The following is an 8,861-nucleotide window of genomic DNA, read 5'->3' on the forward strand; positions in this document are numbered from 1 at the left end:
TCGTCGGCGTCCAGCACGAGGATCCAGTCATGCGCCGCGCGGCCGGTCGCAAAGTTGCGCTGCGCTCCAAAACCCAGCCACTCCTGCTCCACCACGCGCGCGCCATGTTCGACAGCAATATCACGGGTGGCATCACTGCTGCCCGAATCGACCACCAGTTTTTCGTCGGCGAAGGGCACGCTGTCGAGACAGCGGGCAATATTGTGCTGCTCGTTGTGGGTGAGCACGAGCAATGTAAGCGGCAGCGGCTGGGCGTTCGCGTTACTCATCGGGCTCATACCTGCCCCATCGGACGAGGCCCGTCAAAAGCTAACCAGAACGCTCTCTCCTGTAAAACGGAAAGCCGGGGCCGCTGCCGTATCCCCGTTACTGTTGCCGCAGCGCGGCGCCTGTGAGAAATAAAACCCCCGTAGCGTGGACTAGCAGCGTCAGTAAGTAGACGCCGTCCAAGCACCCTGCAACAACAAGGAGCAACACCGTGGCAGAACGTAAGGACAGTCCTGAACAGGCAGAGTTTCGTGAATATTGCCGGGCGTGGTTGGGTGAAAACCGCCCCGCACCGCCCTCGTTCAGGCTACCCCAGGGCGCCATCGAGGTAATGACCGAAGAACAGCGCGTGTACCTGGCCGACTGGCAATACAAGTGCTGGAAGGCCGGCCTGGTGGGCACCGACTACCCCGAGCAGTACGGCGGCGGTGGCCGCGAGAAATGCCAGGCGGTGGCCAACCAGGAAATGTCGCGCGCGCGCGTACCCTACTTGCTCAACGTCATCGGGCTGGGCATGGCGGCCCCGACCATACTCCACCACGGTACCGAGGAGCAGAAGTGCCGCTTCCTGCCCAAGCTGCTGTCTTGCGAAGAAATCTGGTGCCAGGGCTTTTCCGAACCGGGAGCCGGCAGCGACCTCGCCAGCGTGCAGGCCTCGGCCGTGCGCGACGGCGACAACTGGATACTGAACGGCCACAAGGTGTGGACGAGCCTCGCCCACTTTGCCAGCTGGATGATCATCCTGCTGCGCACCAGTAAAGACCATAAGTACAACGGGCTGAGCTATTTCATCACCCCGGTCGCCGATACCGAGGGCGTGACCGTGCGGCCCCTTATCAAGATCACCGGCGAAACCGGTTTCAACGAGGTCCTGTTCGAAGACGTCGTCGTGCCCGACGACCTGAGGCTTGACGAGGTAGGCAAGGGTTGGACGGTGGCCATGACCACCCTGACCCACGAACGTGGAGCCGCCGAAGGAGCGGGAAGCGGCGGTGGCCTGTCGATCGAAGAACGCTTTGAGTCGTTGCTGGCGCTGGCCAGGAGTTGCCCGCGCGGCAGCGGCTGTGCCTGGGACGACCCGGTTATCCGTGACCGCGTGATGGCAATCGCCACCAGGGTGGAAGGCTTACGCCAGACCGTGAGGCGAAGTCGAGTGGAAGCGCTGTGCGACCACCCCATGCGTATACCGCTCGCGGGCAAGGTAACGATAACCGAACTGCTGCAGGACATGTCGGCGCTCGCAATGGAGATCGAGGGCGCGGCTTCGACGCTGTACCTCGACGACCCCAACGCGCCCGACGAAGCCGAGTGGGTGCGCGCCTACATGAACTCCTACGGCATGACGATCGCGGCCGGCACCAGCGAGGTGCAACGCAACATACTGGGCGAGCGCGTACTCGGCATGGCCAAATCCAAGTAACAAGAGAGCGAGAGACACACGATGGCAACTACCCAACCCAGGGACTTCGGCTTCGGCGAAGAAGAACAGATGGTACGAGACTCGGTGGCGCGCTACCTGGCCGACAACGCGGGCATAGAAAGCCTGCGCGCGCTGGTGGCCGGTGACCCCGAAAAAGCATACGGCAGCGGTGAGAACCCGGCCCCGTGGAACGAGCAGACCTGGCAGGGCCTGGTCGAGCTGGGCGTGAGTTCGCTGGCGGTGCCCGAGAGCAACGGTGGTGCCGGCATGAAGATGGTGGCCGTGGCCGCGGTTGCCGAAGAAGCCGGCCGCGTGGCCCTTCCCTCGCCTCTGGTGGCGACGCTGGTCGCCACCTGCGTCGCCCGCGAAGCCGATAGCCCGGGAGCATCTGCACTGCTGGGTGAGATCGCGGGGGGCGCCGCGGTGTCACTCGCGGGCGTGCGCGCCGATGGAGACTGGCAGGTCGACTGCGAAGAGGTGCAAGCGTCGGGCAGCAACGACGCGCCAGTGCTGAGCGGCGAAGCGACTTTCGTGCAGGACGCGCGCAAGGCGGGGTCGTTTCTCGTCGCGGCGAAAGCCGAGGCCGGCGTGGGCTTGTACCGCGTGGCCGCCGACGCCCCGGGACTGACCATCACGCCCGATCGCATAGTGGACCTCACCCGCGACCAGGCGAGACTCAAGTTCAACGGTGTAGAACTCGACGCCGACTGCGTGGTGGCCCCGCCCGGGCAGGGCAGCGAGGCCTTGATGGCGGCACTGCCCGCGGTGCTGGTTATAGTGGCGGCCGATATGTGCGGCGCCGCTGAGTGGCAAATGCAGACCACCGCCGACTACGCGCGCACGCGCGTGCAGTTTGATCATCCGCTGGGGTTCTTCCAGGCGGTGAAACATCCCACCGTCAACATGATGCTCGACATAGATCGCGCACGCTCTCTGGTGTACGCAGCCGCCTGCGCGGTGGACTGCGAACCGGCCACGGCCGAACGACTCGCGCGCATGGCCAAGGCCGCCGCATCCGACATGGCGGGCTTCTGCTCGGGCCGCTCGGTGCAGTTGCACGGGGGTATAGGGTTTACCTGGGAGTGCGACCTGCACCTCTATTTTAAGCGCCAGTGCCACAACCAGGTGTTGTACGGTGACGCGGGGCGGCAGCGAGACAAGCTGGCCGCACTGCTGGACTGACCAGCCCGCCCCTGTGGGACTGGGCCCCACCCTGCCGGAGCTCGGTCGCACGTTCAGTGGGCGACACGGGCCTCGTTAAATTGGTATACTGTTTGGCATGACCCGCACTACCCAGCTTTCGAGCGCGCTGTTCGCCACCCTGGTCCTGCTGTCGGCGTCGGCCTGCCCGCCGCCGACCTCGGTTTTTGATCCGTCCGCTACGACCACGACCACGGAAACCGCAGCGACCACCAGCACGACCACTGGAGGCGGGTCGTCGATCACGACAACCACCACGACAACCACCACGACCAGCGTTTCCACCACTTCGTCGAGCAGCACGTCAAGTACCTCGAGTACCTCGAGCACCAGCACGACGCTTGCGACCCCCAGCTACAACGTGAGCCTGTCGATAGACAGCAACGTGGGCCTGGTGGGCGCAATGGCGCTCACGCTTAACTTTACCGGCCCGACCGGTTCCTTCGATGTAACCAGTGGCACGACGGCCGACTGCAGCGATGGCCCCGGCAACCTTATGCTCGCAAACCGCACCCTGCCGGGCACCGTCAAGCTGGGTTGGGTCGACGCCAGCGGTTTTACGACCCCGACGGCCCTGGCGTCCTGCAGGCTGAGTTCGACGTCGGCTGTCACCTCGGCGGATTTCAACACTACTGTCACCGAAGCCGTCGACGACCAGATCCCCTTAGCAAACCCCATAGTGCCTCTGCCGGTGGTAACGGTCACCGTCGCGCTGCTACCCTGACCCCGGTACTGCTCCAGGGCTGGTGCGCCAGGCAGGACTCGAACCTGCTACCCTCGGCTTAGAAGGCCGATGCTCTATCCGTATGAGCTACTGGCGCCCACCGCGCGGTAGAAAGGCCGGGTTCTAATCGGCCCGGCCGTTAAGTGGTCGGGGTGAGAGGATTTGAACCTCCGACCCCCTGCTCCCAAAGCAGGTGCGCTACCAGGCTGCGCCACACCCCGTGAATAAAGGATTGTTCAATACCCCCGGCCTGATTACAAGGCAGGGGCGTCGGTTTGGGCCACCTCGAGCAACGCCAGCAGCTCGGTGACCGCGACAGCACGGTGGCTGCGCTCGTTTTTCTGCTGCGGGGTCGCCTCCGCAAAAGTGCAGCCGAGATCCTCCCGAAAAAATACCACGTCGTAGCCAAAGCCGTTTGAACCGCGCGGGCTATCGGTGATCTTACCCCGACAACGGCCGGCGGCCGTCAACTCGCGACCGTCGGGCCAAGACAGCGCCAGCACACAGACAAAGGCCGCCGAGCGGTCGTCAACCCCTACCATGTCGGCCAGGAGGCGAGCGTTATTGGCATCGTCGTCGCATTCGGGACCGGCGTACCTCGCAGAGTAGACACCCGGTGCCCCTTCGAGCGCGTCTACGGCCAATCCCGAGTCATCGGCCAGTGCGGGCAGGCCCGATGCCTCGCACAGGGCGCGGGACTTGAGCAAGGCGTTGTCGAGAAAGGTCGTGCCGGTTTCTTCCACGTCGACCTCGAGGCCCAGTGCTTCGGGCAGTACCAGCTCGAGGCCGCTGCCTTCGAGCAGTGCCTCGAAGTCGGCCAGCTTGCCCTTGTTGCCCGTGGCCAGGACAACGCGCAGCCGATCAGCCATCGTGCTTGCCCGCGGCCAGGCTGGCGCCCCTCTCAACCGCCTCGCGCTGCAACACGAGCAATTCCTGCACGCCCTTCCACGCCAGCGCCGTGAGCTCGTCAAGGTCGTCGCGACCAAAGGTCGCGCCCTCGGCCGTGCCCTGCAGCTCCACAAAATCACCGGTCGAGGTCATCACTACGTTCATGTCGACGTCGGCCCGCGAGTCCTCCTCGTAGGGCAGGTCAAGCCGACACTCGCCGTCAACCACGCCCACGCTGATGGCCGCGACGCCAGCCGCCACCGGGTCGCCATCCACGAGCCCCTGTGAGGAAAGGCCATGGCAGGCCAGCGCAAACGCTACCCAGGCTCCGGTTATCGAAGCTGTACGCGTGCCTCCGTCGGCCTGGATTACGTCACAATCGAGCTTTACGGTGCGCTCGCCCAGTGCCTCCATATCAACCACCGCCCTTATGCTGCGGCCTATCAGGCGCTGTATCTCCATGGTGCGACCACCGACCTTGCCGCGGGCCGCCTCGCGGTCCATGCGCGTATTGGTGGAGGCCGGCAGCATGCCGTACTCGGCCGTCACCCAACCGCGCCCCTTGCCCTCGAGAAAACGCGGCACGCCTTCTTCTACTGACGCCGTGCATATGACGCGCGTGTTACCCATCTCGATGAGTACCGACCCCGCGGGCGACACCAGGTAGCCCGGGGTTATCCTCACAGGCCTCAGCTCATCGTTGATTCTTCCGTCTGCTCTTTTGCTTGCCATCTCACCGGCTTTTTTCACGGGCTGGGGCACGGAGCAAATCGCCGCTGGAGGCCTGTTGCCGAGCGCGAGGCGTTCGTTCAGCGAACACCGTCATAACTTTGGCGACATTCAGGTAGCGGCCAAGCGAACGGGGGTGTTACTTTCGTAACAGTAGTGATGATTCTGACGTTCGAGGGAACGCGATCACCGAAACGACCAGGAATACCACATGAACGAAGACAAGACCGAAATCATAGGTACGCATCCGCTCATGCAGCAGCTGCATCACCTGCTGGGCAAGGTGGGTCGCACCGACGCCACGGTGCTGATAAGCGGCGAAAGCGGCACCGGCAAGGAGCTGGTCGCAGCACGCCTGCACGCGCTCAGCCCGCGCGCCAACAAGCCATTCGTGGCCATCAACTGCGGCACGATCCCCGGCGGATTGCTCGAATCCGAGATGTTCGGCCACCAGAAGGGCTCGTTTACCGGCGCCATAGGGCAAAGGCCAGGCATGTTTCAGCTGGCCCATGAAGGCACGATTTTTCTGGACGAAATCGGCGAAATGGACCCGCTGTTACAGGTCAAGCTGCTGCGAGTGCTGCAGGATCGCGAGATACGGCCGGTCGGCGCCGACATGCCCTTCAAGGTCGATGTCAGGGTCGTAGCGGCAACCAACAAGAACCTGGCCCGCGAGGTCGAGGAAGGCCGCTTCCGCGAGGACCTCTACTACCGCCTGCAGGTCATACCGGTGACCATCGCTCCCTTGCGCGAGCGTCGCTCGGATATACCCATCCTCATTGAGCATTTCCTGCGTATCCACAACGAGGCGCGGCCTTACCCGTTGACAATTTCCGAAGAAGCCATGGTGCTGCTGTGGGAATATGACTGGCCGGGTAACGTGCGCGAGCTAGAAAACACCATCGAGCGCCTTTCGGTACTGGCCGATTCGCCCATGGTGAAGCCCGCCGACCTGCCCGGCAACATATCGGCCTTCCTGCCGCAGAAAAAGATTCCCCGAACGCAGCTCAACGATGACGGGCTCGATCTTAACGCGGCCGTCAACGAGTTCGAAAACAGGCTCATCGACGAGGCCCTGCGCCGCACCAATGGCAACAAGCAGGCCGCCGCGCGTTTGCTCGGGCTCAAGCGCACCACCCTGGTGGCCAAGCTGCGACGCAACCGCGAAGACAACTACGAAGCTCCGACAAGCTACGCGTACTGAGGAAGACGATGAAAGGTGAAAACTATCCCGCTGACGTGAAACAGCCTGCCCCGAACCCCGAAGGCTACCCGGTTATCCTGGTCGTCGACGACGACGCATCGGCCATGGAAGCGGTCGTAAAACTTCTGTCGCGGCGTGGATTCTACATGATTACTGCAGCCGACGGCATGGAGGCTCTCGAGGTTCTCGATACGCGCGACGACGTCGAGGTGGTGGTAATGGACGTAATGATGCCACGAATGACCGGCCTCGAAGCCTGTCACCACCTGCGCGGCAAGCAGCGCACAGCGAGCATCCCCATCATCCTGCTGACCGGCTGCGACGACGTGGCCACGCGCTCGGCCGGTATGAAACTGGGCGTGAGCGAGTTTCTCTGCAAGCCCTTTACACACCACGAGCTGATGGACCGCATAAACGCGCAGCTGCACGCGCGCGAAATCTCTCGTCAACTGGCCAGCGCCGAAGACAGACTGCAAGCGGGCTGAATTCAGCGCAGTGCGGGGTTCAAGCGCTCGTCGTTGTAAGCCTTGTACTGCCGATAGAGCTGGAACCTGCGGCGTCCCTGCCGACAATCACTGAGCAACTGCTGCAGGCAGTCGGCGAGATCGCCGCGCTGCCTTATGAGCACTTCCAACTTGCCGGCACACTCGCGGCCAAGCTCCGGGTCGTCATCGCGGGCCGCGTTAAGGCCCATGTGGTGGATCTTCAACGACAGTATCGACAGGCGGTCTATCATCATGCCGGCGGTCTCGGAGTGCAGGGGTGCCGACGCCTCCAGGGAGTCGGCCAGGTCGGCCAGGAGAAATTCGTCTATCAGCTCCACGCGATCGTTTCGGCGCTGATTCCAGCCATCGATCTGCCGTTTTACTTCGGCGATCACCGAATCGTCAACGTCGCGACGGCGGGCCTCGTCTTCCAGGTTCCACAGTCCAAAGTTGCAGCTGTGCTGGGCCAGCACGAGCGAAAGCAGTTCCTCGCCCGGGGCAAGCTCACCCGGGGCGCCGGCGGGCGCGTACCACTGGCCCAGGGCACGGTCATGCACGGCGACTACGTCAATATCCAACGACATACCGGCCATCTAGCACATCCCCACAGGAAGGGGGAGACGCGCCCCTTCTCGATAGCAGTAATAAATAGATGCACCTTAATGGACAGCTGTGTACCCCGGTTGGCGGCCACCAGGGCCGGGCAGCAGCTTTACCCGCGAAAACATTACCCTGGCAGAGGCGCTAGGGATGGCACAGCGTTTGCTTGATCAGGACATGGTTCACCTTCCCAAACGGCGAACGGCCACCCTGCTGCTGGCGGCCTGCCTGCTGCTGGCCGAGTCGCCCTGGGCTACCAGCCTCCCCAACGCCCGCGGGGCGCTCGAGATCAAAGGCCAGCGGCGCCTTCCCTCGGTGGCCCGGGTTATGGCCAAACGACAAGCCGACGTCTCCCCCGCCCCACGGGCCGGCCTGGCGCCCGGCCGGCATCAAGTTGCAAGGCTCGACCGCTACGAACACCTGCTGCGCTACTACTCTTCGCTGGCCTGGGGTGATTCTGACCGCCGCATTTCCAGCAATTATCTCAGGGCCCTGGTTCTTACCGAGTCTGGTGGCCGCGCCGACGCAGTGTCGCCGGTGGGAGCCCGCGGGCTTACCCAGCTCATGCCGGCCACGGCGAGAGCCGCCGCGCGCCGACTTGCGGCCGACGGGCGCGATTACCTGTACGTGGACAAAGCTCAACTGCGCGGATTCGACGAATCGGATCTGTTTGCCCCCGCCATAAACCTGCTGTTGGCCAGCTACATCAACGCCATGCACGTGAACCGCTTCGAACAGCGTTACGACCTCCTGGCAGCGGCATGGAACGCCGGCCCTGGCGCCGTGCGCCGCTACGGCAACACCACGCCGCCCTATCGCGAAACCCGACAGCACGTCAGCCGGGTGCTGGGTTACATGCGCTGGTATGAGAGCAACGCCTGGGGCTGAGGCGCCTCAGACACTGGCCGATGAAGCTGCCAGCAAGGAACGGGTGGCAGCGACTACCTGCTCGACCGTTACTTCCGTTGTAACTTGAGGGGATTGGCGACTGGGCGCCAGACCGTCCACGTAGTGCTCCTCTCTCCTGAGTATCCTGTGGTCAACCAGCTCCAGCGGTGCGGCCGTGGTCAGCGGTTTGGGACCCGAAAATACCGCCGCTGGTACACCCTGCAGCCAGGCCATGTGCAAGGCCGCCGTATCGCTACCCACGTAGGCCCTGAACTGCCCCGTCAAGGCCACCAGCTCAGGCAGCGTGGTTGAGGGCGCCACGCTGCTGCCCGATCCGAGCGCGCCACGCAGCTCCTCTACCAGCTCCACTTCGTCGGGCCCCCACAGCAGCATCGCCCTTATGCCGGCGGCATCGAGCCGCTGCAGGTACTGCCTCCAACGCTCAAGCGGCCAGCG

At 63.8% G+C, this 8,861-nt stretch carries 12 protein-coding genes and 2 tRNA genes; 6 read left to right on the forward strand and 8 right to left on the reverse strand.

What is annotated here, in order from left to right:
- The coding region (locus tag EYQ35_00005) for a glycosyltransferase (protein ID HIF62533.1) at positions 1-269 on the reverse strand (269 nt) is incomplete at its 3' end.
- Positions 270-478: 209 nt separating this feature from the next.
- On the opposite strand from EYQ35_00005, the gene EYQ35_00010 reads away from it, so the two are divergent.
- Both EYQ35_00010 and EYQ35_00015 read left to right on the forward strand, forming a co-directional pair.
- On the forward strand, positions 479-1,687 hold the full coding sequence (locus tag EYQ35_00010) for an acyl-CoA dehydrogenase (GenBank protein HIF62534.1): 1,209 nt from the start codon (positions 479-481) through the stop codon (positions 1,685-1,687).
- 69 nt (positions 1,688-1,756) lie between these two features.
- Positions 1,757-2,869: an acyl-CoA dehydrogenase gene (locus EYQ35_00015; GenBank protein ID HIF62535.1), complete on the forward strand. Its 1,113-nt coding sequence runs from the start codon at positions 1,757-1,759 to the stop codon at positions 2,867-2,869.
- Positions 2,870-2,944: 75 nt separating this feature from the next.
- Here the strand turns inward: EYQ35_00015 and EYQ35_00020 are convergent, their stop codons facing one another.
- Entirely contained in the window at positions 2,945-3,223 is a 279-nt protein-coding gene (locus EYQ35_00020; GenBank protein HIF62536.1) for a hypothetical protein, read from the reverse strand.
- A gap of 25 nt (positions 3,224-3,248) precedes the next feature.
- Here EYQ35_00020 and EYQ35_00025 point away from each other — a divergent pair, with 25 nt between their 5' ends.
- A complete protein-coding gene (locus tag EYQ35_00025; GenBank protein ID HIF62537.1) occupies positions 3,249-3,611 on the forward strand; it encodes a hypothetical protein in 363 nt (120 codons plus the stop codon).
- Positions 3,612-3,631: 20 nt separating this feature from the next.
- Here EYQ35_00025 and EYQ35_00030 read toward each other — a convergent pair.
- The 4 genes from EYQ35_00030 to EYQ35_00045 all read right to left on the reverse strand — a co-directional run bounded on the left by EYQ35_00030 (position 3,632) and on the right by EYQ35_00045 (position 5,231).
- A tRNA-Arg gene (locus EYQ35_00030) sits at positions 3,632-3,708 on the reverse strand.
- 47 nt (positions 3,709-3,755) lie between these two features.
- Positions 3,756-3,832 (reverse strand) — tRNA-Pro (locus EYQ35_00035).
- A gap of 33 nt (positions 3,833-3,865) precedes the next feature.
- Positions 3,866-4,480 carry an RdgB/HAM1 family non-canonical purine NTP pyrophosphatase gene (gene rdgB / locus EYQ35_00040; protein HIF62538.1) on the reverse strand — a complete coding sequence of 205 codons (615 nt, stop codon included), beginning with the start codon at positions 4,478-4,480 and terminating at the stop codon, positions 3,866-3,868.
- Complete coding sequence (locus EYQ35_00045; protein HIF62539.1) at positions 4,473-5,231, reverse strand: ribonuclease PH; 759 nt, start codon at positions 5,229-5,231, stop codon at positions 4,473-4,475. Before EYQ35_00045 ends, rdgB begins: the two co-directional genes overlap by 8 nt.
- A gap of 208 nt (positions 5,232-5,439) precedes the next feature.
- Here EYQ35_00045 and EYQ35_00050 point away from each other — a divergent pair, with 208 nt between their 5' ends.
- Both EYQ35_00050 and EYQ35_00055 read left to right on the forward strand, forming a co-directional pair.
- Positions 5,440-6,432, forward strand: a complete 993-nt coding sequence (locus EYQ35_00050) for a sigma-54-dependent Fis family transcriptional regulator (protein HIF62540.1) — start codon at positions 5,440-5,442, stop codon at positions 6,430-6,432.
- A gap of 8 nt (positions 6,433-6,440) precedes the next feature.
- Positions 6,441-6,917 (forward strand): response regulator, encoded by a 477-nt coding sequence (locus EYQ35_00055; protein HIF62541.1) that lies wholly within the window; start codon positions 6,441-6,443, stop codon positions 6,915-6,917.
- A gap of 2 nt (positions 6,918-6,919) precedes the next feature.
- Here EYQ35_00055 and EYQ35_00060 read toward each other — a convergent pair whose 3' ends face one another.
- Positions 6,920-7,501, reverse strand: a complete 582-nt coding sequence (locus EYQ35_00060) for a DUF4254 domain-containing protein (GenBank protein ID HIF62542.1) — start codon at positions 7,499-7,501, stop codon at positions 6,920-6,922.
- Positions 7,502-7,667: 166 nt separating this feature from the next.
- Here EYQ35_00060 and EYQ35_00065 point away from each other — a divergent pair, with 166 nt between their 5' ends.
- Positions 7,668-8,405: a hypothetical protein gene (locus EYQ35_00065; protein HIF62543.1), complete on the forward strand. Its 738-nt coding sequence runs from the start codon at positions 7,668-7,670 to the stop codon at positions 8,403-8,405.
- 6 nt (positions 8,406-8,411) lie between these two features.
- On the opposite strand, the gene EYQ35_00070 is transcribed toward EYQ35_00065, so the two are convergent.
- Positions 8,412-8,861, reverse strand: a 450-nt coding sequence (locus tag EYQ35_00070; GenBank protein ID HIF62544.1) for a lipopolysaccharide heptosyltransferase family protein, incomplete at its 5' end; no start/stop codon positions are given.

It is taken from the genome of Candidatus Binatota bacterium, assembly GCA_012960245.1.
Lineage (GTDB): Bacteria > Desulfobacterota > Binatia > UBA1149 > UBA1149 > UBA1149.

Bases quoted from the DNA above. Each gene is read 5' to 3' on its own strand.
- EYQ35_00015 (HIF62535.1), top strand. From the start codon at position 1,757: ATGGTACGAGACTCGGTGGCGCGCTACCTGGCCGACAACGCGGGCATA.
- rdgB (HIF62538.1), bottom strand. From the start codon at position 4,480: ATGGCTGATCGGCTGCGCGTTGTCCTGGCCACGGGCAACAAGGGCAAG.
- EYQ35_00045 (HIF62539.1), bottom strand. From the start codon at position 5,231: ATGGCAAGCAAAAGAGCAGACGGAAGAATCAACGATGAGCTGAGGCCT.
- EYQ35_00050 (HIF62540.1), top strand. From the start codon at position 5,440: ATGAACGAAGACAAGACCGAAATCATAGGTACGCATCCGCTCATGCAG.
- EYQ35_00055 (HIF62541.1), top strand. From the start codon at position 6,441: ATGAAAGGTGAAAACTATCCCGCTGACGTGAAACAGCCTGCCCCGAAC.
- EYQ35_00060 (HIF62542.1), bottom strand. From the start codon at position 7,501: ATGTCGTTGGATATTGACGTAGTCGCCGTGCATGACCGTGCCCTGGGC.
- EYQ35_00065 (HIF62543.1), top strand. From the start codon at position 7,668: ATGGCACAGCGTTTGCTTGATCAGGACATGGTTCACCTTCCCAAACGG.